Source organism: Herpetosiphon geysericola, assembly GCF_001306135.1.
GTDB classification, from domain to species: domain Bacteria; phylum Chloroflexota; class Chloroflexia; order Chloroflexales; family Herpetosiphonaceae; genus Herpetosiphon; species Herpetosiphon geysericola.
The window spans coordinates 22,648-49,220 of sequence record NZ_LGKP01000025.1 but is presented as its reverse complement, the minus strand read 5'-3'; the positions used below and the strand labels follow the sequence as shown (position 1 = coordinate 49,220).

The following is a 26,573-nucleotide window of genomic DNA, read 5'->3' as shown; positions in this document are numbered from 1 at the left end:
AAGACTCCACAACTATATATTTCAGGTTTGCATGCGCTGTTCGATAATCTCGACTGCGCGGCTAATCCCTTGCTCTGCTTGGAGGATGTTGACCATGGCTTGGGCCTTGTGTTGCATGCTCGGCGTATTTGCTGCTTGGGCAATCGCCCACGCTAAGCGCTCCACGGTCAATTTGTTGCGTGGAATAGCTTTTGGCCCTAAGCCTAAGGCTGCTACGCGCTGGCCCCAACGCAGTTGATCGCCCAAATGCGGAACGATTACTGTTGGCAAGCCGGCTGCGAGGCTGGCGCCAGTTGTGCCTGCCCCACCATGATGCACAGCCGCTTTGACATGGCGAAAGAGCATTTCATGCGGCGCAGCGCCAATGCGCAAGACGGTTTTTGGCAGCTCGATTTGGCCCAAGCCTGCCCAACCAGTTTGGATAATGGCGCGCTGTCCGCTATGGGCCACAGCCTTGAGCAATAGTTCGCTAAATGCATCAGGATTGGCTCCGGTCATGCTGCCAAAGCCAATGTAGATTGGGGTTGGCCCAGCGGCCAAAAACTGCTCAAGCTCAGCTGGCATTTGCCACGTTTCATCAGGCGGCAAGCGCCAAAAGCCTACGGTTTGAATATTGGCGGGCCAATCGTGGGGATGCGGAATAAGTGCAGGGCTAAAACCTTGAATAATTGTGGTTTGGCGCAAGCGTTGCAAATATTCGGCCCTGGTTTGGGCTGGCAATTTGAGCTGCTGCTGCCGAAATTGATTCAGAAATTTGCCGCCAATGAGCCAAGGAAACGGCTCGATTACCAAGCGCCCAAACCAATAGTTAAGCCAAGTATCGCGGTTTTCGAGCAGCGGCGCAACGCTCGAAGGCCCAGAACGAGTGGCTAACATTGCTGGTTGTAACGGCGCACTGATATGCACCAAGCCCAAAACCTCGGCCAAGGTCACCGCAAAGGTATCCGATGTAAAGCTGCTGATTAATACATCGCAATGTTGGGCAGCCTGCCAGGCATCCTCGATCATGGTTAGCGCATGGTGCTCCAACAAGCGGCGCATTGCTTGCATTTGTTTGGCTGGATTCGCACCATGTTTGACCCAATCGTTGCCTTGGTCGCTCAGCATAAGTTGCTGAATATCGACCCGAGCAATTGCCACCTGTAAGCCAAACGATTCGACCCAAGCCTGAAAATTACTGCTGACCAAGAGCGTCACCGGATGCCCGCGCTGTTGCAAGGCTAGGCCCAAGGCAAGCATCGGCTGCACATCGCCGCGCGTGCCCAACGCGATGATTAAGATTCTCACACGCTGGCTCCTAAGGCAAAGGCCAATGGTAAATCGATTCGTTCGCGCCAAGCTTGCTCGGAGTGACCAGCCCCAATAAATTTTTTGGTCAGCCAATCGTCGCCTTGACGATAGCCCGCCGCGTGCATAAAGCCATCCATCTCGCGTTGAAATGGCTCGTATTCTGCATCGAGATCCTCGGTGCCAAAATCAAAATAGATCCGATGCTCGCCAGGCTCTGGTAAGCGCTTGCTAAACCACTCAACCAATGGACTACCGCCAATTGGCCAGTGGGTCGAAAGACAGCCAGCATTACCAAAAACCTCAGGATACTCTACCAAGGCATAGAGCGAGATCAAGCCGCCCATGCTTGCCCCCATAATGCTGGTGTGCTCAGGCTCAGGGTCAGTGCGATAGGTTGCATCGATTTGTGGCTTGAGTTCGTTCACAATCCAAGCCAAATATTGGTCGGAAAGTGGCTCGCCGCCAACCGCAGCCATAAATTGGGCTTGCATTGCTTGGCTGCTGCTGTAAAACGGCTTCGCTGGCAGATAATCGCGAATGCGCTGCTCGCTATTCCAAATGCCAACCACAATCGCGCCATTAATCGTTTGGCTGGCAATCAGGTTTTCAATCGCCTCATCAACGCCCATATCAATCCCGATGTAGGCTAGCGCTGGGTCAAACAAGTTCTGACCGTCGTGCATATAAACTACGGGAAAGCTTTCGGCGGAGCTATGGTAGTTGGCTGGCAACCAAACATCAACGTGGCGCGGCAAGAGGCCAGTAATCGCTACATCAGCATAGCGTTCTAAAAATCCAGTTGCATCAGATAATTCAATCGTTTGCATAGATACCTCATTAACTAATCGAAACTCTTGAGCATTGTTTTGATAAACTTAATTGCTGGCTTTGATGGCAGCCTCCAACCAGGCCAAACTACTTGTTGGATGCTGCTATAGCTCCGTGGATTGAGCAAAACCAGCGAGCGATAATAGCCATTGCTCGGCGTAGAAAACGGCAATTGAACCAACTTCATGCACTCGGCGCTAAATGGACGGGCACTAACTGCAATCGTCATTGCATTGGGAATATGCAGCCGCAGCCAGCGCTTACGCGGAAAATTGGCCTCGACGACGTTTAATTGAGCAAGATTTGCTTGCTCTAAAACATACGCCTGCTGTTCCAGCGGAACCGCCAGCCGATCAAAATCCCAAAATGCGAGATCGCTGGTCACTTTGCCAATCAATGGCAGGGCTTCAACCCAACACACATGCACATCGGCTGCTTGAGGGTTGCGCTGAATTGGGCAGCTGTATTCATAACCATGCTGCGCCAACCACCTGCCTAATTGGTCAAAGAAATAATAATTCATGCAATAAGCCACATCCAAAGCGTACCAATTAATAATGATGGTAGCACAAAGATCAAGCCTAATTTTAAGTATTGTTTAGGATTGATTTCTATGCCTTTGCGCCGTAGAATCACGAGCCAGAGCATGGTTGCCAACGAGCCAACAATCGTTAAATTCGGGCCAAGGTCGGCGCCGAAAATTGTGGCATAGATCAACGCTGGCGCAGGCTGATTGGGCAAATGCTCAAGCGTCGAGGTCATCACCAAGGTCATAGGCACGTTGTTGATCATATTCGAGCCAAGCGCACTACCAAAAATCACCCGCGCAATGTTGCCCAAGCTAGCGCTGCTACCCTGTAACAAACTTGCGCCAAAGCGCTCAGTCCAACCCAGGTGTTCGATTGCCCGCACCACCAAAAACATGCCGCTAATAAAGCCAAACAAGGCTGGCGAGAGTTCGTGCAAGGCTTGCTTGGGCTTGAAGCTACCAGCCCACCAACTTAGCACAGCCAAAAGCGCCGCGCCCGCCAAGGCCACAAATGCCAATGGCACTTGCCAAAGCGAACCACCAACATAAGCAAGCGCAATTAACCCTAGACCAATCAATGTTGCACGATAGAGTTTGGGGTTGGCGATCGTGAAATCATCAAGCAGCGCTAAATCATAGCTACCCTGCAAATCGCGCCGAAACAACCAAGCAAATAGCCCAATGTTCCAGCCAATACACAGCAGCGAAGGCACCAACAAATAGGCCCAATATTCCAACAACTCGCGATTAAAGCGGGTCAGCACCAGAATATTGATTGGATTGGAAACTGGCAATAAGGCCGAAGCAGTATCAGCGATAAAGGTACAAGCAAACATAAATGGCAAGGCCCGCAAACGCAAACGGCTGGTCAGCGTCCAAACCACTGGCGTAAGAATCAAGGCCGTTGCATCGTTGGAAAGCACCGCTGTGATTAATGTACCAACCAGAAAGACCGCCACGTATAAACGCTGGGCTGAGCCATTGGCCCAACGCGCAGCATACAAGGCCAACGCTTGAAACACCCCTGCTTGCTCGGCAAAAAAGGCAATCAACATTAAGCCCACAAAAAAACCATAGACATTCCATTCGCGAGCTAAGGTTGGTACAAGCTCGTTGAGCGGCAAAATGCCTACCAAAAGCATGGCCAATGCGCCAAGTAAAGCCACCCATGCTTCCGAAATCTGACGCGGACGAACCATCACGCCCAAGAGCGTGGCCCCAAAAATTGTTCCACCAAGCAGCAGTTGCATGATCTTCCTACATTAAACGAGGGTTTAAGCATCAAGCGCACTCTTTAAACGCAGAGGCGCAGAGTTTTTAAGCACACCAAACTCGAAGGCCGTTTTAGCCCAGATTGATTGTTGATCAACGAAGGACACGAAGCGTATGAAGCAGGTTTTTAGCCACAGATTGGCACCGATTTCTATGATTAGGTTTCTGCTGCCCGAAAGCCAATAGCCCACAGCCACGTTTTCTCTGCGCCTCTGCGTTAAACGAACAGATATTTAACGCAGAGGCGCAGCGTTGAATTTCCGATCCCCAATCCCCAACAACCGATCCCCAACGCCATATGTTCTATGTTCTATGCTCTATGTTCTTTTCCCAGCCTTTAAACAGAGAAAAACCGCCAACCACAGCGTGGTGACGGTTGCTACGAATGATCGTTTTTAAGTGCCTACAAATACTCGAATTGGCTCATCCGGCGCCGCCACTCTTCCTTAATTTGGACAGTGTTTGCGCCGCGACTGGTGAAGAAATCGAGAATTAAGCGATTGAACTGCGAATTAGTTTCCAAAAATGGAAAGTGGGTACTGTTTTCCAAGGTCAAGACTTGGTGCTCAATCGCCGCAGTTTCAAACAATTGGGCATGATCGCGGGCCACAATTTGGTCGTTGCCGCTATAAATACCCAAGGTTGGCGTTTTGAGCGTTTCCAGGGTTGAACGCAAATCAGCAGCCAGCACCGAATCAAAAACTCGCTGAATCACCTCGCCAGCGGTGGCGTTGGTATCTTCGAGCACTTCGCGATAGGTATCATCATCGATTTTGATGTTTTTGAGCAGCTTGTTCCAAGTTTCAGTTGGGTTGGCCTTGCCCATCAAGCGCGAAAGCGTGCTCGGCTTAACCAAGCCGCTCAATGGCTCGCCATACACCGGCATATTCGATGTGATGACTTTGATAAAACTATTCGGAGCCTGCGCTGCTGCCCGAATTGCGACCATGCCGCCAAGGCCATGGCCAACGAGGTTGGTGCGAACCATCCCCAATTCGCGCATAAAGGCCAACAATTGCTCAACATAGGCATCAATATTGTAGGTACCAATCGCGCGATCCGAATCGCCAAACCCCCAAAAATCGAGCGCGTAGGTTCGAAAGCGATCCGAGACCATCTCCATGGATGGAACCCAATAGCGCCACGAGCCAAGCCAGCTATGCAAGAAGATAATTGGCTGACCACGGCCAAAAACTTCATAATGCACAACCCGATTTTCGATAAAAATTGCACTCATGCCTGCGTACTCAACAATTCGCGTACCCGACCAATGAGGGTTGCTGGAGCATAGGGCTTGAGCATATACTCGGTTGCGCCTGATTCCCAGCCTTCATCAATTTCGGTTTTTTGCCCTTTGGCCGACAGCAAAATAATCGGCGTAGAAGCAAATTGCGGATACGTGCGCAACTCGCGACATGCTTCATAGCCAGTCATCTTTGGCATTTTAATATCAAGAACCAGCAACTCTGGCTCAACCTGAAGGGCTAGCTCAACCGCTTCAGCTCCATTATGTGCTTCGATCACCTCAAACCCGCCAAGGCTCCGCAGGCTGAAGCTGGTCATAAACAGCACATCTGGCTCATCGTCTGCAACGAGAATTTTGATCATGCCCATCGAAGCTCCTGTGTTCTGCCGATGCTAGACCTCATCACGTTCGCCTAAGTCGGGGCGGGGCTGCATTTCTGGCAGCGAGAAGCTAAATGTACTGCCTTCGCCATAAACGCTTTGCACCCACATATCGCCATTATGCAATTCGATAAACGACTTAGCGATTGAAAGCCCTAAGCCTGTGCCGCCAACCTCATCACGTAGGGGACTATCGGCTCGATAGAATCGTTTGAACAGGCTCTTTTGTTGCTCTGGTGTCAAACCGACCCCGGTATCTTTGACATCAAGCTGGATCATGTTGTCCTCGTTGATGAAGGTACGGATAATCACATCGCCATCAGCGTAGGTATACTTGATCGCATTCGAAACCATGTTCGTTAAGACCTGTCCAATCCGCTTACTATCATACTCGATTAATGGCAATGTGTCGTCAAGTTCAAGCTGTAAGGTCATGTTCTTCTTCTTGAGTTCAAGGTCCCAGGTTGCCACAATATCGCGGACTAATTGGTTGATATTGCTTGGCGCAGTGTTCAAGACAATCTTGCCTGCTTCCAAGCGCCCAATTTCGAGCAAGTCTTCGACCAAGCCGACCATGCGCATGGCGTTGGTCTTGACGGTAGTGAGCATTTCGCGCTGCGGGTCGGACATTTGGCCAACTGCACCAAGCAAGAGCAAATCGACGAAGCCGCGAATTGGCGTCAGCGGCGTGCGCAACTCGTGCGAAACGGTCGCGATAAAGTCGCGTTTGGCGCGGTCGGCTTCAACTTCACGGGTAATATCGCGCAAAACCACCACAACCCCGAAGCGCGAGCTTTCTTCGCCAACCACTGGCGCGAAGTTGGCTGCAATCGATTGGCCAGGCAATTCGATCATGCTGCGATGCACGCCCTCTGAGCGTTGCACAATTTGAATGCCTTCGTGCAAACCAGTATAGAGCAGCAAGGCCCGACCTTCTTCGTGCAATTCTTCTTCGTTGCGCGGCGCGGCAATCACTTGCAAGCTGTTATGCATCACTTCCGAGCGCGGAATCCGTAGCACATCTTCGGCAGCTGGATTATACAGAATGATCTTCTCGGTTTGGTGGTCGAGCACCATAACCCCTTCCGAAACACTCTGGAGAATAGCAGCGGTCTTGCTAGCTTCTTCGCGTTGTTGCCACATCGCGTCGGAGAGCCGGTCAGCAGAATCATAAACCAAGGTGTAAAGGTCGGCGTTGTGCAAGGCCGAAGAAACTTCGCCACCAATCGTCGAGAGGAAGCGCAAGTGGTCTTGGGTAAAGAAGCCAATTTCGTTGCTATAGAGCATCAGCACCCCTTGAGGTGCGTCGCTCGAAAGCAATGGCACGGCAATTACCGAGCGCACATCGTCGCCGCGCCCGCTTTGGGCATTCGTCCAGCGATCATCCAGCCACACATCGGAGATTACCACGCCTTCGTTGTGCTCGATGATCCAGTTGGCGAGGCCAGGGTGCTGGAAGCGTACCCGCGTTTCAATCGATTTCAAGCCCAATTCTTCGTTGAGCACCGCATGACAGACCAAATCTTTGGATTCGCGGTCGAGCAAGAAGACTGCTCCACGCCGAACCATCAAGGCCGAAGCCGCCAAATCGAGGGTTCGCAGCAACAGTTCATCGCGGTCGAGAGTCGTACCAAGCTCGGTCGCAATGTTGTAGAGCGCTTCGACCCGTTCTTTTTCGCCCTTGAGTTCCAAGGTACGTTGATCAACGATTTCTTCAAGCTCAAGGTTGAAGCGGCGAATTTGATCGAACAATTGAGCATTGTTGATCGCTTGGCCAATTTGGGTTGCCAAAATCATCAAGCTCGAAATGGTGCGTTCGTTGAAGGTAAATGGTTCGTCCATCCCCACAAAGACCACGCCACGCAAGCCTTCACGCAACATTGGCAAGAAGATCGAGCCACGCATGCCAATGCTATTGACAAATGGCGCTAAAGTTGCATCGGTGCTGGCATCAAACAACGCCAACGGATGACCTGAACGTAATGGGCGCAAAATTTCCATGCTGCCAACATCAAGCTCGTTGGCGTTTGGCAACTCCAACTCCATATGGTCGCGGTTGAGCGCCAACGAGTTGGTGATGGTGTAGCCATCGCCCGAAACCACGATAATCCCGCCGAAATCGGCCCGCGACATTTCGATTGCGCTTGACGAGCTAATTGCCATCAATTCGTCGATTTCCAAGGTGCTAGCCAAGGAAACGCTGGTTTCTGAAAGCGTCGAGAGTTCGCGCACGCTTTGGCGTGATTCCGAGAACAGGCGGGCATTTTCCAAGGCTTGGGCTGCTTGCGAGGCAATCGTTAGCAACAATTGCACCAATTCGTCGCTATAAGCATTATCTTGCTCATAGCTCTGAACCGTCATAACCCCCACGACTTTATCTGCTGCAATCAGCGGAATACCCAACCACGAGCGTGCCATATCGCCAACTTGATCGACCTTCATTTCGGCCATCCGTTCGGCGATGTGTGGGCCTTGCAGCAACAGCGGTTGACGTTTGCGAATTACATATTCGGTGAGGCCGTTCATGCCGCGCTGAGGCAAGACGTTGCCCGAAGTGCCATGCTCGTAGTAAAGCGGGAAGGTCACTTCTTTATTGCGCTCGTCGTATAGCGCCAAGTAGAAGTTTTCAGTATTGACCAACTTGCCAGTTTGTTCGTAAATCACGCGCAGCAAGTCGTCAAAGCGCACCGTCGAACTCAAGGCTTGACCGATGTTGTTCAAGGTGTTCAAGCGTTGAATCGATTGTTCGCGCTCGGAGAACAAGCGGGCATTGGCAATCGCCGCGCCAGCTTGGGCCGCAACTGTGGTCACAAAGCTCATATCATATTCAGAGAAGGCATATTCCTCGTAGCTCTGAATATTGATAATCCCAATCACATCGACCCCAACCACAATTGGCACAACCAAATACGATTGTTCAAGTTCGCCGCGGTCGCCAATCCGCATGGCGCTTGCTTCAGTCGTTAATTGGGTTTGGGCATCGCGATATTCGTTGGCTTCTTCCGATGTGTTCAGCAACAGCGGCTGGCGATGTTCAATTACCCAGGCTGGCACCCCAACCGACAAGCGGCGCGTGCCGATCGTGACTGGCTCGCCACGGTCGTGGGCCTCGCGGAACTCCATCGAGTGGGTTTGCGGATCGTACAAGCCAATAAAGGCCGTGCTGACATCGACAATTTCGCCCAAGCCAGCATACAAGCGCTCTAAGATTTCATCCAAACTAATGGTTGATGTAATCCCTTGGCTGATGCGGTTGAGCGTATCCAGCTCACGAATCCGGCGTTCGCGTTCGGTAAACAGCATTGCTTTTTGGACTGCTGCCGACGATTGGTTGGCCAATGATTCAAGGAATTGAAGCTGACCACGACTAAATGCGTTGGCCTGCGGGCTTTGAATCACAATCACACCCAATGGCTGATTGATATTCATGCCATAGGTTTGGCTGCCCATCGTGATCGACGCTGCAATCACCGATTCTGGCTCGATTGCCTCAGGAATGCCTTCCAGCCGAGGCGAATAGCGTTCGTTCTGCAAATCGTGCTTGCTGTTGAACATCAATGGGCGTTGCTCAAACAACATCGTTTTGAGGAAGCTGTTGCTTAGCACATGCGAAATCAACGAATACTGTTGGCCATTGCTAAACCCAACCGTGGTCGAGATCATATTGGTTGGCGCATCGTAGAACACGATATAGGCGTTATCAGTATTGTAGATTTCGGTCAAGCCCTTCAGAATCGAGCTAGCCAATTCTTCTGGCGAGAGCGTTGCCGTCATCGATTGGCTGATCGATGACAAAATTGCCGCTTCGGTTACTTGGCGTTCGCGCTCAGCAAACAAGCGTGCATTTTCCAAGGCGATGGCGGTTTGGCTGGCAACTGCCTGCAAGAATTGAATGGTTTCGGTGCTGAATGCCCGTGGCAGTGGGCTTTGAATGGTGATAACACCCAAAACCATATCGCCAAGCATAATCGGAATCCCGACCCACGAAGCCATCGGCGTATCGTGGCCCAGCAAGAAGCGCGAGGCGTTGGCGGTTTCTTCAATCGAGTTCAACACAATCGTGCGGCGCCCACGAATAACCCGACTCAGCACACCTTCGGCCAAGGCCTGAGGTTCGAGCCGTTCCTCGCGGCCACCATTCATCACCACTGGGAAGGTCAAGATGTTATGATCGCTGTCGTAGAGCACAATGAATGAGTGGCGGGTATCGACCACGCTGCTCAAGCGCAGGTGCAATTGGCGTAGCAAGGTTTGTGGATCAAGCGTCGAGGTGATCGCTTGGGTCACATCATTTAATGCTTGCAGCACCGTAATTTGGCGTTCGCGCTCAACAAACAGGCGGGTATTTTCAATCGCAATTGCCGCTTGGTCGGCCAAAGCGCTCAAGAGCGCGGTATCGTCCTCGTTGAAGGCAGCGCCCTCGCCAGACATCACGCTGAGCACACCCAACAATTCATTACGATAGACAATTGGCACACCCATAAAGACCGAGAGGCCATGGTCGCGATTGAATTCGACATGTTGCGAGATGATTGGCGATTGGCCATCGGTTGCGCTGGTCGTCAGTGGCTTGCGCAATTCGGCGACCGTTCCAACCAAGCCCTCGCCGCGTTTGACCCGCAGGCTTTGAACAAAATCGGTTGGCAAGCCCAACGATGCTGCTGGCTGAAGCTCTTCATCGCCAGTAAACAGAATCACGGTTTCGATTTTGAGTTGGCGAGCCACCAAGCGCACCAAGGTATCCAACACTTGGGTTGGCTCGTGAATCGAGCTAAGTGCTTGACCTGCTTCCAAAAGCACCGACAATTCGCCAACTTTGCGGCTCAGCACTTGGGCTTGGCGCTCAGTTTCAGCAAACAGACGAGCGTTTTCCAAACCTTGCGAAATTTGATTGGCGATCGTTTGGCAGGTTTCAGCATCGCGTTGGCTGAAGTTGCGACCTTCGACCATATGATCAAGCCCAATCGAGCCAACCACTTCGCCCTTGACGATCAACGGCACCAACATCAACGATTGAATGCCTAGTTGCTTCGTCGTTTCGCGGAACGATTCGGTCATTTCATGCTCAAGCGGGTTGTTGATCACCAATGGGCGGCGATGGCGCTGCATCCAAGGAATCGTGCCGTTGTTAGCAACCGGAACTTCGATGCTTAGATCGCCTTTGGGAAACTCAGCTCGCGTGTAGCCAACTTGCGCCTCGTAATCGAAAATTACCAAGCGCGCTTGCGAAGCATCGGTCACTTGGGCCATTTCTTCGACGGCCAAATCGTAGAGGACTTGGGTATCAAGGGTTGAGGCAGTCAAATCAGAAACGTGATTGATCAGCGCCAAACGCTCAGCTTCAGTTGCTAGTTGATCCAAACCATCTTGGGTTTGGCTATACAACAGCACGTTTTGCATCCCCAAAGTCACCTGATAGGCCACGTTGATCAGCAATTGCAAATCGCGTTCGTCGAACATTGCTTGCTTGTAGTGTTGAAGCAACAAAATCCCAAGCGGTTCGTCGTTGTTGGTGAGCAATGGCACGCCCATCAACGATTGCGAAAGCACCGTGTCTGCTGAGGCGACCCGTGGATGAATATCCGGGTAGGCTTTCATTTCCTCGTCAACCGACTTGAACAGCAACGGCTGGCGATGCTCCAGAATCCACGCGGTCAGCGAGTGCGGCGTAATCGGCGTAGCTTTGGGATAATTGATAATCATGCCACGATCAATCACAAAGCTATGAATCCGTACCGTCAGCTCGCTATCGAAAACGCTGAGATTGAAAATATCAATCGGCAAGAATTCGCGCAGCACGTTATACACGCCCTGCATCAATTCATCGGCGTTCAAGGTCGAGCTAGTTACTTGGCCAACCCGTCGAATCACATCAAGCTCTTTGATTTGGCGATCGCGTTCGTTGAACAGCTGAACCTTTTGAATACCCAAGCTAATGTGCGAAACCACGTTGGTCAAGAAGGCCACTGTGCGTTGATCAAAAGCGTTTGGCTGATAATCCTGCAACGAGAGCATCCCAATCGGTGCGCCGTCGCGAGCAATAATCGGCACGCCAACCCACGAACGCGGCGATTTGTTCTTGCCCTGAATTGGGTTGGCCATGGGCTGAACGCCCTTTTGCTCCAACTCAGCCTTATTGGTTACATCGGCCAAAATTAATGGCGCACGATGTTGCACCACCCAGGCGCTCGGGCTGCCAACCCGGGGCTTGCCGCGCGGCGTGCGTTCTGCTGGCACACCTTCTTGCACTGCATAGCCATCGGTAATTTGGTCGTGCTCTGCATCGTAGATCATCGTATAAAAAACTGGAGCTGAAGTAACTTCTTGCAAGTATTCAGCAGTCAGGCCCAGCATTTCATTCAGATCAAGCGAGGCGCTCATCAACTGACCAATTTGGCTAATTGCATCCAACTCGCGAATTTGGCGTTCGCGGTCGCCGAACAGGCGCGCGTTTTGCACGGCCAAGGCTACTTGGCTCGCGATCGTTTGCAGCAACTCAGCTTCGCGCTCGCTATAGACGTTTGGCTCGTAATGCTGAACTGAGAGCATCCCCACAGCAGTATCATCACGAATTTTTAGCGGCACGCCAATCCACGAACGCACCCATTTATCGGGGTTGCCAAAGCGCTTGATCGTATATTTGCCCTGAATTTCTTGGGGCATATCACGGAAGACCAAAGGCTCAAGGGTATTGACAACGTGGGCAGAAGGCGAATTCGGCAAGAGCTTTTCGCGTTGTTCTTCAATAAAGAACTTACCTTCTTCAACATTCACCCGCAGCACAATATCGCCCAGGATTGGATCATAGACGAAGCTATAGAAAACGTTTAAATCTAAGATTGAGCGCAACGACTCGTAGACACCCTTGAGAATTTCCACAAAGTCGAGGGTTGAGTTGGTTAGGCTACCGATTTTATTGATCAGCGCCAATTCAGCCAAGCGCGATTGACTATCGCCATACAAGCGCGAATTTTCAATCGCCACCGCCAATTGATTGGCAATTGTATCAAGCAAGGCTGCATCGCGTTCGCCATAGCGCCCAGCTTCGTTATGTTGGAGTGAAAGCACCCCGCGCACCGTGCCATCGCCCAAGAGGAGCGGCACGCCAATCCACGAACGTGGCACGTCGGTTTTATTGCCGTCATCGTTGCGCGGTGGGCTATTGCCATCGTTGGAGAGCAACTCGGCGGTCATGTCGTTGAAGAACAAGGTTTCGCGTTGCTTGATAATTCTGGCCATCAACGAGTTTTCATTAATTGGCCCATTGACGACATCGGGCATAAAGTGTTCGTCATCAATCGCCAACGATTCGACCACACTATTGCGTTTGGTGTCGAATACTGCCAAATAATAGGCCCGAATTGGCAGATTTTCCCGTAGCACGTTATAGACTTCACGCGCCAGATCATTGAATTTGAGGCTGGTGGTGGCAGCACGGCTAATGCGGTTGATAATTGCTAGCTCAGCAATTTGGCGCGAACGCTGATCAAACAAGCGCGCGTTTTCAATTGCAATTGCCGCTTGGTTAGCAAAAATTTCCAGCGTTTCGACGGTACGGCGGGTTGGCGCTTCATGGGTAAACGGATCATCGACCGTCATAATCCCAATTAATTCGCGCTCGGTTGAGTACAATGGTACCAACAGTTGGTCGCCATCGTGCCAAGCATTCGAATCGTTGCCCCGAGTAATGTAGTAGGCGCGCCCAATCCGATATTGCGAGTCGAGCAATGGGTGAAGAGTTTCAATCGCAATATCTTCATTGCGCAACTGCTCCAAATCGGAGAGCGCAATCCCGGCGCCAGCTACCGTGCGCATAATCGTTGGATGAGCTTGATCAATCAGATTGAACAAGACCATGCGATAGCCAGCGGCTTCGGTAACGCTAAATGCAATTTGCTCAAGCAGATTGCCAAGCTCCATATCTGCTCGCAGCGCGTTGCCAATCTCCAACACTTCATTCAAAAGGCTAGCCCGTTGTTGCAACAATTCACGTTGCTTGACTTGCTCTTCGTAGTGTTGGGCATTGCCAATGGCCAAGGCAGCTTGGTCGGAAACAGCGCGGACAAAATCGAGGGCCGCGTGATCAAAGGCATAGCCTTTGGTATCGCCAGCGATAATTGCCCCAGCTACCCGATTTTCATACAAAATTGGCGCCATGAGCAACGAACGAACTTCGCCCCACTCGACAGTATCGTCAAGCGCGGTCACATCGTCATAAATTAAGGCCTCGGCGCGTTGCATTGGGTCGCTCAGCAAGCCATTATTCAGCAATGGCAAGGCCAAAAAGCCAGCTTCTTCAGCAGAGCCATAGCCATTTTGGGCAATCACATGCAGCGATTCATCGTCGTTGTAGAGCACGACAATCCCATAGCCACAACCAGTTGCTTGGCTAATTTCGGTCAACATTGCTGGCAACAATTGCTCAAGCTGCAAGGTCGAGGTTAGCTCGCGGCTAATCCGTTGCAGCGCCAAAAGTTCGCGCACCCGTTCGCGCAGCACTTCGTCGGTCGCCTCGTAGCGTTGAACATTGCGCAAGGCTTGGGCTGCTTGAGAAGCAATAATATTCAGCAAACGCTCATCTTCAGCATCAAAACGCCCGATCGTGCCAGAACCAAGCTCTAACGTACCGATCAACTGATCGCCGATCAGCATTGGTACGCCCAAGAATGAGCGGAAAGCCAAACCACTTGCGGTTTCGTGTGGTCGAATTGGCTTAACAATCTTTTGGCGTTGCAAATCGTCGATGCGCAAGGTTGAGCGATGACGGGCCAACCAGCCAGTCAAGCCCTGATCGATGCCATATGAGCCACCTTCGCTGGCGTAATGCTGACGCGTGCGGGGCGTGGCGTATTGGCTATTGAGCACTTGGGTTTGCGGATCGTAGACGCAAATTTCAAGATCGATATTATCGAAAAGCTGGGCAACGCTGTCGCCGATGCTTTCGAGGGCAACTTGCAGGCTTACGCCGGAGGTCAATTTGGCGCTCAAAGATTGCAGCACTGAAAGTTCGGAGTTGCGGCGCCGCTCATCATTTAACAAGCGGGTATTGCCAATTGCCGTAGCTGCTTGGGCGGCCAAGGTTTGGGCCAAAGTAATTTCGCCGGGGTTGAAGCTACGCACGCGGCTGGTGGTCGTACACAAGAGAACGCCAATTACCCGCTCCTTGAGCAGCATTGGCAACCCCAAGGCGCTACGAATTCCCCGCGCTTTGAGCCATGAACGTTGGGCATTAATCCGTGGATCGGTGCCAACATCAACAACCGCGACTGGTTGTTGGGTATCGAAGGCAATTTTCAAAATCGATTCTGGCCGCAACTCGTAGGTTGCCCCAATCGACAAATCAAGCGAGTTTGCTGCATCATCATCAGTCGCTTGGGCCACCAATTCACAGATTTTGCGCCGATCGTCCCAGAGCAATAACAAACATTGCTCGACCCCAAGGGCCAGCAATACATTTTCAGTCAAGCGATTGAGAATATGGGTCAGATCGAGCGAGGAGCCAACGGTTAAGCTATTTTCATACAGCAAATACAATTCGCGTTGGCGTTGACGTTGGGCATCGAAGAGCTTGGCGGTGCGCATTGCCAGCGATGCTTGGGCCGCAAACGATTCAAGCAAGGCCAAATCGGCATTTTGAAAGCCGCGATCAGGCTCGATATGCACCAGCACCAAAACCCCAATAATCGCCTCGTCGGCACGTAATGGCGCGGCCATCACCGCAGAGAAGTTAATCCCTTCGGGCAGATTATCGTATTGTTCTTTGGCTTGGCCATAATTATTGACCAGCATAGGCTTGCCACTTTGGGCCACCATGCCAGCCACGCCTTTGCCAACCTGAATTCGGGCACCATTCCAATTGGCGGGAAACTGCACAACTTGGCGTAGCTCCAGGTATTGCTGGTTGGAATCGATCATGTAGACCCCGCCACCAGCAGCGCCCAGCAATTCAGTGGCTTGAGTAACCAAGGTTTGCAAAAATTCGTCTGCATTCAGCTGTTGCGCCAAACCCTGCAACGATTCAGTCATTGCGGCAACGGTACGCTCGCGGCGGGCAAACTCCTCTTGTAAGGCCACGCCCTGCCACAAGGTCGTTAATTGGGCCAACAGAACGGTTAATGGCTCTGGATCAAGCGTGACGGGTGCGACCAAAACGCCTGGCACTTCGGCGGTGCCGATTGCAAACATCTGCCACCCTTCTGGCAGCCGAACCTCACTTCCACCATTTAAAACCCGAGCAGGCAACAACCGATTGGTTGCGCGTTTATTCATGCCCCATGCGGTCAACAACGAACGTTGCTGGCCTAAGCGGAGGATCGCCCCTTGAGCAAACAAGCCGCTTTGTTTGAGCAAATCGGCACAGCGCTGCGCGAACGTTGGCAAATCAGGCAATTGCTCACGGGCGAGGTGAGCAATGCCTGTTAACACGTGCCAAATTGCGGTGGAAGGAGGAGAGATTTTCATGGGCGTTTGTGTTCTTTAGGCACAGGCAGTAACTCCTGGCTTAGCGGCCAAATTTCACAGCGCTACGAACTGAACCTTCTTGCAGGTTGGGCAATGGGCGCACACTTTCAGCAGTTTCGCTGAGTTCACGAATATCGTAGAATGGCCCATCGTTGCTATCGAGCACCCCAATTGAAACCGTCATGAGTGGCTCTTGGCGTTCAGTACCATCGGCGTTTTTGGCCAAAATATAGCCACGTTTGCGGTCGGGATAGCTGTAGTGCAAGCCAATTTCTTGGTCAAAGCGTTCGGCAATCCGCTCCATAATTGCTTTAGCCCGCTCAGGCATCGAGGTAATCAAGAAATCCGGCCCAGTGACTAACTGGCCGATAAATTCCTCTTGGCCACCCAACTCGCTGACGACTTCGTTGATCAACAATGCGCCAAATTTGAGCACATCTTCGCCGACGACCGAGCCATAGACTTGGGTGAACGTATCGAAGCCATTGATATGGACAGTTGCGAGCGTCCAGACTTCGGCGGAGAGCAAGCGCCGCAGCTCTTCATTAATCAATTCGGCGGTTGGCAAGCCAGTGACTGGGTGGGTGCGACTTTTTTCGCGGGCCAAGGCCAAGTTGTTGCGCACCCGCATATGGACTTCTTCAATATCGAACGGCTTGACAATATAATCATTGGCTTGGACGACCCCAAGCCCTTCTGCTTTATCGCCGCGTTCGCCCCGGGCAGTCAAGAAAATGATTGGAATATGCTTTGTACGGGCATTGGCGCGCAGTGCTTTTCCAATATCATACCCGGTCATATCGGGCAAATTCACATCAAGCAAGGCCAAATGCGGCGGCGTGCGTTTCACAAGATCGAGCGCTACCTGCCCGCGCATCGCGGTCATCACTTCATAACCTTGCGAGGTGAAGTAAATTTTGAGCAAGCCAGAGATATCGGCTTGGTCTTCGACGACTAAGATGCGTTCTTTGCTCACAGTATCCTCCATCATCGCACGCCGCGTGCGATGCAGCGTTAATCACGGAATTGTTCTGCTGGGTACTCATCGGCGACGCGATCGCCCACAGGAATGCGTTGAACGCGGGGATCGCGGTCGGGATAGAAAACTGGTGGGCGGGTGTAAATACCACTCGAAACATTTTTAGGAATGACAGAATGATCATCGCCATAAATCAAGACTGTGCCTGATTCAATGTTGCGGGCTGGATAAATGACAAAGCCTGAGCCAATTTTACAATTATGGCCAATTGCCGAGCCGATGACTGGCAGGCCAACTTCTTCCAAGCGCCCGCGATGGAGCGTCTTGATTGGCTTGCCCAGCAAATCGAAATCGGTACAGGTATTGCCAGCCCCGATAAAGGTATTACGGCCAACGACGCATAACTGCAAACAGGTATTTTGCGCCACCATCGAATTTTCCATCAAGACAGTCATGAACAAGGCGGCCCGGAATGGTAAATAACAACGGTCACTGACCACGCTTAGCATCACTTGGGAGCCTTGCATAATCGTCACGTTATTACCGATCAAGCTATTCGTAATCACCACTCCAGCGCCAATATTCACGTTGTTACCGATCTCAGTTGGCCCTTGAATAATCGCCGATGGGTCGATTGAGCAGTTCTTGCCAATCTTGACCACAGGTGATGATGAAAGAAAGTGCTTACGTTCTATAAACGAGCGAAAGCCAATTTTCAACTTCAAACGCCAACTGTTGGCAACCTCTTGCTCCAGCTTCCGACCCCATGCAAACACCCCGAGCGGAGAGTTTGTCATGAAAATATGAACCCAGCTTTCGATTGAACAAAACGCACGAATTGGCACCTGGAATACCAAATCCCCTTGGTTGGGCGCCATATAGCTTGGAATATGGTAGTAGCCCATCTCCATGGCATTGGTATCGATTACCAGCGGTTGTGGATTCGGGACAACGCCGCGAGGGAAATAGTAGAGGTCGGCAATATAATGGTTGCCATGCTTGCGAATACCCTCTTGTAATCGCAAAGCATGGGCCGTAATCATCGCATCATCAGCAGCAAAAGCCACTTGGCAAGGTTGCCCAGTGGCGCGTGCCTCAGCGATAAACGTCTCAATGAAATCGCGGTTGAAATAGAGATTATCTTTATGCACCAAGAGCTCATCACTACTTGGTGAAATTTCAGACCAATCGTCTACTTCCGCAACACTTTGGCAGTGGCGTGCAAGCAGATCACGGTGTAGCAGCCACAGCGGCTTATTGAGAATCCGCAAATCACGCGCTGGTTCTCCAAAGGGAGCGATAAGCGTAGGATCGCGGAGAACAATCCGTTTCATAACGAGTCCCTGCAGCTCAAGACGTTTCGACCACCGAAACCAACTGGTATCTACCATGTACTATACTCGCATTTACACGAATATGGGAATCTAGCAGATTACAGTTGGATGTCTGTGAGCGTCCTGCTCGTCGCCAGCGCACAGATTGGCAGACTTACATCGTCCTAATCTATTGGCTCCTTGTCAATGGCAAACGCACAATATGGGTCGCCATTGCGTGGACTTGCAACTTGTTCGACCTTGAAGTTATGACCGCCGGTCACCCACGTCAAGGCTTCTTCGATAATCCCTTGCGCCAAATAGAAGATCGGGGTGCTATTGCCGCGTCCCCAGAACACTGGTGATTTATCAATGTAATAAAGGAAACGACCCTTTTGGTCTTCTACCCGACTCGGCTGATCGCTGAAGCGGTCAAACGTTTGTGCTACCGCATTCAAGACGATCTTCATTTTCATGGTCATGGGCATCAGTTTGAGCGCAAGGTCGGCCATCCCCAATAGTGGGCCAAATTCTTTCAACCCAAGACTAAACGCATACCGTCCGGCCCGCAGTTCCATCCCACGCGCACCCCGTGGACCGAACATTGTTTCGGTGGCTTCGCTGATCGTTGCGAGATCAAAGAACGAAAATTCGCGTTTTAAGTCGTTGGGCGGATAGTTATTGACGAGGTGTTTCATCCCTGCCATATTTAGCAGCGCATTGACCCCCGTGCGGCCCATAACATCTTCCAAACTGAGAAGATACAATCGTGCGATTTTATTGGGGTAGAACAGGCGCTCAAGCTCGTCAGACGTATTGGTGCGCTCTTCTGCCATGAGTAACTCCTTGCACTATGCTGTGAGCTTCGCAGTGGGGCAACACGGCGTGGTTCGGAACGTGGCCCGGCCAGCACGCACATTGTACATTAAGGCTATACCTTCGTCAACACAATGTGCCTTTATAATGCCCCAAATTCACAGTTGCTGTTCACGCTTTGGGCATACCGTCAAGCTAACACGGTTTGAAGGAAACGGCCAGTCCATGAAGCTTGATTCATAGCGACTACTTCCGGCGGCCCAGCCACAACCAGCTGGCCACCAGTGTCTCCACCTTCAGGCCCTAAATCGATCACCCAATCGGCGGTCTTGATCACGTCAAGGTGATGTTCAATCACCACAACGCTGTTTCCTGTATCAACCAAGCGTTGCACGATCGCAATTAACCGTTCAACATCTGTCCAATAGAGCCCTGTTGTTGGTTCATCAAGAATATACAGGGTTCGGCCTGTCCCGCGACGTGCTAGCTCTGCCGCTAGTTTTACCCGCTGCGCTTCGCCCCCCGAAAGAGTCGCCGCTGGCTGGCCTAGGGTCAAATAGCTTAACCCAACCTCAACCAAACTCTCAAGTTTCCGCGCCAAGGCCGGAATGCGTTCGAAAACGCTTAAGGCTTGGCCAACTGTCATGGCGAGTACATCAGCAATGGTATACCCACGATAGCGAATATCAAGGGTTTCCCGATTATAACGCAACCCAGCGCATGCGTCGCAGGTCACCGCTAAATCTGGTAAAAATTGCATAGCAATCGTTACCACACCTTCACCGCGACATTGCTCGCAGCGCCCGCCCTTAACATTAAACGAAAATCGACTGGCTCCATAGCCCCGCACTTTGGCTTCAGCTGTCCCAGCAAACAATTGACGCAATGCGTCGAAAATACCAGTGTAGGTCGCAGGATTGGAACGCGCTGAACGCCCAAGCGGCGTTTGATCAACCGCAATTACTTTATCAAGTTGCTCATAGCCTTCAAGGCTGCGATGCCGACCCACTGCTAGCCGGCTACCATGCAATTCGTTGGCCAGCCGTGGGTAGAGAATCTCATGGATAAAGGTCGATTTTCCCGAGCCAGAAACGCCAGTAATCGCCACCAAACAGCCTAAAGGTATTGTTATATCAAGATCTTTGAGATTGTGCTGCTTGGCTCCCCGTAGCAGTAGTGTAGCATGGGTTGGCTTTCGTCGGGTTTGAGGCAAACTAAGCTGGCGTTGGCCAACCAAATAGTGACCAGTTTGCGAATTGGGCTGAGCCATCAGTTGTTCAACTGTCCCACTCGCAATAATATGCCCACCTTGTACACCCGCCGTCGGCCCAACTTCAACGACCCAATCTGCCGCCGCAATAATCGCTGAATCATGCTCAACCACCAAAACTGAGTTACCAAGGTCGCGGAGTTGCAACAATGTTTGTAATAACCGCGCTGTATCGCGTGGATGCAAGCCAATCGACGGCTCATCCAGCACATACAAGACCCCTGATAAGCCTGCTCCAATATGGGTGGCTAACTGAATCCGTTGCGCTTCACCACCAGATAAGCTATCAGCAGTGCGCGCCAAACTCAAATATTCTAAACCAACATCACGCAAGAACTGTAAACGCAAAACCATTTCACGTACAATCGGCGCTGCAATCTGCTGATCACGCTCGCGGCGCAATTTGTTGGGCAACGCACTGAGCCAAGCAAAACAAGCCTCAATCGATAACCCAGTAATTTGATCAATTGCCAGCCCTTGTAGTGTAACTGCCCGCGCCTCTGGTCGCAAACGCGAACCTTCGCATGCAGAGCAAACAGTCCCTTGGCGATAGTGGCTTAGGCCTTCGCGCTCTTGTTCGCTTGCCTGCTGCCAATGTTGGCGTAACCAACCAAGCAAGCCAGGCCAAGCCTCCAATTGGCGGCGCAAGGTTTTGCTTAAAGGCAATTGCTCAGCGCTTGGCAGCCTGCCTTCGAGCCATAAATCTAAGGCCCAGCTTGCCATTGTGTCAACAGGCTGTTCGAGATCGACGGCCAAAGCATCAGCTACAGCCTGAATTGTTTCTTCCCAATATTGTTGGTTGGTCGATGCGCTTGTGCGCAGTGGGTTCAAAAGCAACTCGCCAAGAGTTTGCGCTGCGTAAGATTGTAACAGGTTCCGGTCAAAATCATCAACTGTGCCTAAACCATCGCAAACAGGGCAAGCCCCATGCGGGCTGTTAAATGAAAAAATGCGTGGCTCCAAGGCCCCGCTGGCCAATGGCCCGTGTTCTGGGCAAGCAGCATGCTCGCTATAACGCATCTGCTGGCCGTCGATCGGCTGAACGAGCAAGACGCCAACGCCTGTTTTGAGCGCAGTTTCAACCGAATCGCTCACTCGCACCCGATCAGGATGATCGTTCAAGCTGCTGGCTTCACTGTGGCGAATAATCAAACGATCAATCACCACCTCGATGCTATGCGCCACATGATGATCCAAATCGATCTGATCATCAAGATCCAGAATTGCCCCATCGACTCGCACCCGCACAAAACCCGCCCGCCGTGTTTGCTCCAAAACTGTCGCATGCGAGCCAATTTCCTCGTTGACCAACGGCGCTAAAATCATCAAGCGCGTGCCATCGGGATAGCTCAAAATCTGATCGACAATTTGGCTGGCGGTTTGCTGCTCAATCGAGCGGCCACAAATTGGGCAATGTGGCTTGCCAATCCGCGCATACAGTAAGCGCAAATGATCATAAATTTCGGTGATTGTGCCAACAGTTGAGCGCGGCGAACGATTGATCGTCTGCTGAGCAACCGCAATCGCTGGCGCTAAACCGCGAATGCTATCGACTTCGGGTCTTGGCAATTGGCCCAAAAATTGGCGGGCATAGCTCGAAAGCGATTCAACATAGCGGCGCTGGCCTTCAGCATAAATCGTATCAAACGCCAAGCTCGATTTGCCAGCGCCCGATGGCCCGGTAAAAACCACCAATTTGCCTTTGGGAATGGCTAAATCGATATTTTTAAGATTATGCTGGCGTGCGCCAACAATCTGAATTTGGTCAATTTCAGCCATAACCGCTTCCTCTAAATCCGCTGGATTGTGATTAGACCGCCTGAACGGGGTTGGTTGGTTGGCAACCAAACTGGCCGCAAATCTTGATTGGGCACAAGTTGCCAATCGTAATTGGCGAGCAATTCGCGGATGACCAAGCGCATTTCGATTTGGGCCAACGCCAAACCAATACAAATTCGTGGCCCGCCACCAAAACCAACCAAACTATAGGCTTGTTTGCCCTCGTTGCTTGGTGCTGCAAAGCGATCGGGGTTGAATTGGGTTGGATTATGCCACAAACTTGGCATCTGATGAGTATAAACCGATGAGTACATTGCCAGCCAGCCCTGCGGCACATGATAGCCAGCATACTCAAAGGCTTCAACCACACCGCGAAAACCACCAGGCGCGGGCGGGTGTAAACGCTCGGCCTCACGCAACACATGATCAAGCAAACTATGGTGATTAGTATTCATTTCTTGGCGCAAACGTTGCAGAATTTCAGGCTGCTGCGCCAATTCAATACAAATCCAAGTTAGCAACGAAGCAACTGTATCGTGGCCAGCCCACAGCAAGAGCAATAATTCACTAATTAATTGATCGTCAGTTTGATGCGGGTCGGCGTGCAAGAGCAAGCTTAAACTATCCAGCGCATCAGGTTGCAAGCTCAAACGCCGCAACTCGATGAGATAGCCCAAATTTTGGCGCAAGCGACGCCCAGCCTGTTGCGCCCGATAATAGGGCGTGGCCGGAATTGGGTAGGGCACTGGGGTAAACAAACCAGCGGTAAAAGCCGCAAAATCGTGGTGCAAAGCCTCGGCAATCGGGGCTGGCGTGCGTCCACAAACCACCAACAAGGCCACATCAAAGGCCAAGGCCTGCAAACGCTGCAATAAACAGACCTGATCGGTAGCGAGCCATGTTTGAATTTGCGCTTGAATCAACTGCTGAATCTGCGGTTGCAACTGTTGCAGCGCTGCATGAGCAAAAGCAGGCTTGAGAATATGGCGTTGCTGATCGTGCTGTTGGCCATCAGTGAGTGATAAGCCGCCGCCAATTAGGCGCAGCATGGCGCGACCCCAACCAGCGCGCCACGAAAAATGCTGGGTTGCTTGGCTGAGCATAAAACGATTGCCCGCAGGCTCCAATAAAACAACACAAGGCCGACCCAAAAGATGGGTCGACCAAATCGGGCCATAGCGTTGAGCACGTTCTTGGGCAAATTGCAATGGGTCAGCGGCCCATTCACGAATCTCGCCAATAAGCGGCAACCCAAACGAACCAGGCGGACAGCCAGCAGGAGGAGCTATGTGTCGTTTCACAGTTTAGCGCATAAACTTCAACCCAAAGCGCCCAACCAAACCCAAGCCAATCAAGGCCACAGCGAGCCATAACCACCCAGTCGAGGTTGATGGGCTGCTGGTGACCGGCAAAGCAACCGGAGCGGGTTTCACTACACCGGTATCAGGTAAGGTTACTGGCGGCATTGGGGTGGTGGTAGCCGGAACGAGTGTTGCGCTTGGCAAGGCGGTTGCAGTTGGCGCAATCGCGGTTGGTTCAAGCGTTGCAGTTGGCTCAAGCGTTGGCGCAATTGCGGTTGGTTCAGCAGTAACCACCGGAACTGCGGTTGCAGGTAAACGAGTTGCCGTGGGTACGGGTGTTTCTGTCGGCAGCGGCGTAGGCGTTAAGGTTGGACGAGGTGGTTGAGCCAAGCTACTTGCAGCTACTGGCTGGAGCAAGACCAAACTGAGCACTCCGAGCATAACGACAGCAAGCAAGCCAGAGAAACGACGAAACATAAGCAACCTCTCGACAAAACTGATTTGATGATTCAATTGAACGTTTCGGCGGGCATAGCCCCATTATAGCAGCATGCCGAAAACCATCAAGCTTAATTGGGCTGTTTTGCAAAGAGCCTAGCCACGGCGAATTCTTGCACTAGGCTTGGCTACTACTTGGAATAATCACCACTGCCAGTTGGACATCGTCGGGATTAATTGCCTGCTCGCTATAGAATTTACGGGCTGTCTCGCTAGTTGCCGATTGCCAGCAGCGTTCGGTTGCTAAGACAATTTTATCGACTCCTTGAACTGCGGTAAAGCTAGCAAAGGCCATTGGAGCATTGCTCGGTGCACCACCAACGATCGCTGGTGAAGCAAGCACATCAACTGCTTCTACGCCCAACTCGGCGTAAGCTTGGGCAATTTCGGCCTCAACATCGGGGGTAATTTCACCATGCGGCGCTGTATGATAGACCGTTGTATTCAAGACAAAACCAGGAGTTGTCCCGGCTAAATTGAGCGCGGTTAAACCAACCAACGCTGGATCGGCAGCCCCAGCTTGATCAAGAGCAATCAGAAACTTCACAACACGCCTCCATCAGCGGATAAAACAACGATAGTTATTCAGTATTATAACAATCGTTGGACTCAGGAGTTATGATGCATGAAGGTCACGAAGCGCGCGAAGCGTTGAAACCGCGAAGAACGCGAAGGACACGAAGCACATTTTTTCGCCACAGCTTGGCCCAGATTTTCTTGATTAGGTTTCCAAATAGCCCACAGCCCACAACATAATTCCTCTGCGGCTCTGCGTTAAAATCGTGATCCACGTTTAACCACGAAGAACGCGAAGATCACGAAGGGGAAATGGCTATGGGCTTTGGGTTTCAATCAATCGCCGATAGCTCACAGCCTATAGCCTAATCCCTCTTTCGCCACAGATTGGCACAGATTCTTGGGATTGGGCTATAGGCTGTGGGCTTTTGCCTTTCGGCATTCATTCCTCGTCCTTCATCCTTCATCCTTTACAAACGCCTAGCGCAATTCGCGTTTGAGAATCTTGCCAGTGGCGCTAATTGGCAATTGGTCGTGGAATTCGACGATGCGTGGGTATTTGTAGGCGGCAAATTGATCGCGACACCAAGCCACAATTTCTTCTTCGCTGGCTTCAGCGCCAGGTTTTTTGACGATAAAGGCCTTGACTTCTTCGCCCAGTTTTTCGTCGGGCACGCCGAGCACGGCCACCAACGAAACCGCTGGGTGGGTCATCAGCACTTCTTCGATCTCACGGGGATAGACATTGTAGCCACCACGCAAAATCATATCTTTCTTGCGATCGACGATTGAGAGATAGCCATCTTCGTCAATCGTGCCAACGTCGCCAGTATAGAGCCAGCCATCTTGAATGGCGGCGGCAGTTGCATCGGGGCGTTTGTAGTAGCCCTTCATCACGTTATGGCCGCGAATCAGAATTTCGCCTTTTTCGCCTGCGGCAACTGGATTGCCAGCGTCATCGACGCAGCGCACTTCAACGCCCCAGACTGGTTGGCCAACCGTGCCTGGCTTCGAGGGCAGATCGATATGATTGAAGGTGGCAATCGGCGAACATTCAGAAAGCCCATAGCCTTCGAGCACCCGCACCCCGAACACTTCTTCGAATTGGCGCATAACTTCAACGGGCATCGGCGCACCGCCCGATGAGGTCAGGCGCAAGTTGGCAGCAATCGGTGTGGGATCGATCTTATTGGCGGCGATATATTGCAAGAGCGCCCAAAACATGGTTGGCACGCCCGTCCAGAGATTGACTTTATCGCGCTCCATCACAGCCAGAACTGTAGCTGGCTCGAAACGGGGCAGCAAAGTCAGGGTTGCGCCAGCAAAAATATTGGCATTCATCTGCGCGGTTTGGCCCGTTGAGTGGAAGAGCGGCAGCGTAATCAACACCACATTCGAGCCATCGAGGCTATTATCAAGAATTGGCCATGCCAAATCGCGGGCAACCATAGCATTGAAAAACATATTGGCGTGGCTGAGTTCTGCGCCTTTGGGCTGGCCAGTCGTGCCCGAAGTATAGAAAATTACCGCCGTATCGTCGGCCTTGGTGGGGTGGGTCGTAAATGTTGGGGCTTGATTGTACATCAATTGGCCCAAGGTTTTGACCTCTTCGATGGGCGATGGTGCAGCAGGATTGACGGTCAGCACGATCATGTGCTCGCAGTTTTCAGCTTGATCAAAGCCAGCTTTGCCCATTTGACCCAATGGCAATTCGGCAGTGCCCTCGAAACAGAAGAAGGCCTTCGCATCGCAATCGTTGAGGTGATAGGCGATTTCGCGTGGTTTCAACATAATATTCAAACAGACGATCACTGCGCCAACTTTGAGCGCAGCGTAGTAGACCATTGGAAAATAGGGCAAGTTGGGGCACGACAGCGCCACATGATCGCCTGGCTTGATGCCGAGTGCCAGCATGCCATTGGCAATTTGGTTGGTCATGGCATTCAGCTGGGCATAATTGAAACGCATATCGTTGAAAATGAGGGCAGTGCGGTTGGGGCGCTTGCGGGCGTGATCATCGAGCATTGTGGCCAAATTGAGCGTCGTAGCCGTCTGGGGAATCATCAATGAAACCTCCTAAAAAGCCATAGAAAAA

General features: G+C 51.7%; 15 protein-coding genes. All 15 read right to left on the bottom strand.

Features of this window, described 5'->3' with window-relative positions; all coding sequences use genetic code 11:
- Positions 1-21: 21 nt before the first annotated feature.
- Positions 22-1,287, bottom strand: coding sequence for a glycosyltransferase (locus tag SE18_RS15810; RefSeq protein ID WP_054535440.1), 1,266 nt, complete (start codon positions 1,285-1,287; stop codon positions 22-24).
- Entirely contained in the window at positions 1,284-2,117 is an 834-nt protein-coding gene (locus tag SE18_RS15805; RefSeq protein ID WP_054535439.1) for an alpha/beta hydrolase, read from the bottom strand. The genes SE18_RS15810 and SE18_RS15805 overlap by 4 nt, the downstream gene beginning before the upstream one ends.
- 14 nt (positions 2,118-2,131) lie before the next feature.
- On the bottom strand, positions 2,132-2,641 hold the full coding sequence (locus tag SE18_RS15800) for a hypothetical protein (RefSeq protein WP_054535438.1): 510 nt from the start codon (positions 2,639-2,641) through the stop codon (positions 2,132-2,134).
- On the bottom strand, positions 2,638-3,897 hold the full coding sequence (locus tag SE18_RS15795; protein WP_054535437.1) for an ArsB/NhaD family transporter: 1,260 nt from the start codon (positions 3,895-3,897) through the stop codon (positions 2,638-2,640). The genes SE18_RS15800 and SE18_RS15795 overlap by 4 nt, the downstream gene beginning before the upstream one ends.
- Positions 3,898-4,322: 425 nt before the next feature.
- Positions 4,323-5,156: an alpha/beta fold hydrolase gene (locus SE18_RS15790; RefSeq protein ID WP_054535436.1), complete on the bottom strand. Its 834-nt coding sequence runs from the start codon at positions 5,154-5,156 to the stop codon at positions 4,323-4,325.
- The gene (locus SE18_RS15785) at positions 5,153-5,533 is read right to left on the bottom strand and encodes a response regulator transcription factor (protein ID WP_054535435.1); all 381 of its coding nucleotides are present in this window, start codon (positions 5,531-5,533) and stop codon (positions 5,153-5,155) included. The genes SE18_RS15790 and SE18_RS15785 overlap by 4 nt, the downstream gene beginning before the upstream one ends.
- 24 nt (positions 5,534-5,557) lie before the next feature.
- Positions 5,558-16,006 (bottom strand): GAF domain-containing protein, encoded by a 10,449-nt coding sequence (locus tag SE18_RS15780; protein WP_054535434.1) that lies wholly within the window; start codon positions 16,004-16,006, stop codon positions 5,558-5,560.
- Between the two features lie 40 nt (positions 16,007-16,046).
- Complete coding sequence (locus SE18_RS15775; protein WP_054535433.1) at positions 16,047-16,982, bottom strand: response regulator; 936 nt, start codon at positions 16,980-16,982, stop codon at positions 16,047-16,049.
- Between the two features lie 38 nt (positions 16,983-17,020).
- The gene (locus SE18_RS15770) at positions 17,021-18,319 is read right to left on the bottom strand and encodes a DapH/DapD/GlmU-related protein (protein WP_054535432.1); all 1,299 of its coding nucleotides are present in this window, start codon (positions 18,317-18,319) and stop codon (positions 17,021-17,023) included.
- A 164-nt stretch (positions 18,320-18,483) separates the two neighbouring features.
- Positions 18,484-19,134: a hypothetical protein gene (locus tag SE18_RS15765; protein ID WP_012191641.1), complete on the bottom strand. Its 651-nt coding sequence runs from the start codon at positions 19,132-19,134 to the stop codon at positions 18,484-18,486.
- A 170-nt stretch (positions 19,135-19,304) separates the two neighbouring features.
- The gene (uvrA, locus tag SE18_RS15760; RefSeq protein ID WP_083469942.1) at positions 19,305-22,163 is read right to left on the bottom strand and encodes an excinuclease ABC subunit UvrA; all 2,859 of its coding nucleotides are present in this window, start codon (positions 22,161-22,163) and stop codon (positions 19,305-19,307) included.
- Between the two features lie 11 nt (positions 22,164-22,174).
- Positions 22,175-23,464 carry a cytochrome P450 gene (locus SE18_RS15755; RefSeq protein WP_083469941.1) on the bottom strand — a complete coding sequence of 430 codons (1,290 nt, stop codon included), beginning with the start codon at positions 23,462-23,464 and terminating at the stop codon, positions 22,175-22,177.
- Positions 23,465-23,467: 3 nt separating this feature from the next.
- Positions 23,468-23,941, bottom strand: coding sequence for a hypothetical protein (locus tag SE18_RS15750; protein WP_054535430.1), 474 nt, complete (start codon positions 23,939-23,941; stop codon positions 23,468-23,470).
- 139 nt (positions 23,942-24,080) lie between these two features.
- Positions 24,081-24,509 carry a PEP/pyruvate-binding domain-containing protein gene (locus SE18_RS15745; RefSeq protein ID WP_054535429.1) on the bottom strand — a complete coding sequence of 143 codons (429 nt, stop codon included), beginning with the start codon at positions 24,507-24,509 and terminating at the stop codon, positions 24,081-24,083.
- 449 nt (positions 24,510-24,958) lie between these two features.
- Positions 24,959-26,542, bottom strand: a complete 1,584-nt coding sequence (locus tag SE18_RS15740; protein ID WP_054535428.1) for a long-chain-fatty-acid--CoA ligase — start codon at positions 26,540-26,542, stop codon at positions 24,959-24,961.
- Between the last annotated feature and the right edge of the window lie 31 nt (positions 26,543-26,573).

Bases quoted from the DNA above. Each gene is read 5' to 3' on its own strand.
- SE18_RS15805 (WP_054535439.1), bottom strand. From the start codon at position 2,117: ATGCAAACGATTGAATTATCTGATGCAACTGGATTTTTAGAACGCTAT.
- SE18_RS15800 (WP_054535438.1), bottom strand. From the start codon at position 2,641: ATGAATTATTATTTCTTTGACCAATTAGGCAGGTGGTTGGCGCAGCAT.
- SE18_RS15795 (WP_054535437.1), bottom strand. From the start codon at position 3,897: ATGCAACTGCTGCTTGGTGGAACAATTTTTGGGGCCACGCTCTTGGGC.
- SE18_RS15790 (WP_054535436.1), bottom strand. From the start codon at position 5,156: ATGAGTGCAATTTTTATCGAAAATCGGGTTGTGCATTATGAAGTTTTT.
- SE18_RS15785 (WP_054535435.1), bottom strand. From the start codon at position 5,533: ATGGGCATGATCAAAATTCTCGTTGCAGACGATGAGCCAGATGTGCTG.
- SE18_RS15780 (WP_054535434.1), bottom strand. From the start codon at position 16,006: ATGAAAATCTCTCCTCCTTCCACCGCAATTTGGCACGTGTTAACAGGC.
- SE18_RS15770 (WP_054535432.1), bottom strand. From the start codon at position 18,319: ATGAAACGGATTGTTCTCCGCGATCCTACGCTTATCGCTCCCTTTGGA.
- SE18_RS15765 (WP_012191641.1), bottom strand. From the start codon at position 19,134: ATGGCAGAAGAGCGCACCAATACGTCTGACGAGCTTGAGCGCCTGTTC.
- uvrA (WP_083469942.1), bottom strand. From the start codon at position 22,163: ATGGCTGAAATTGACCAAATTCAGATTGTTGGCGCACGCCAGCATAAT.
- SE18_RS15750 (WP_054535430.1), bottom strand. From the start codon at position 23,941: ATGTTTCGTCGTTTCTCTGGCTTGCTTGCTGTCGTTATGCTCGGAGTG.
- SE18_RS15740 (WP_054535428.1), bottom strand. From the start codon at position 26,542: ATGATTCCCCAGACGGCTACGACGCTCAATTTGGCCACAATGCTCGAT.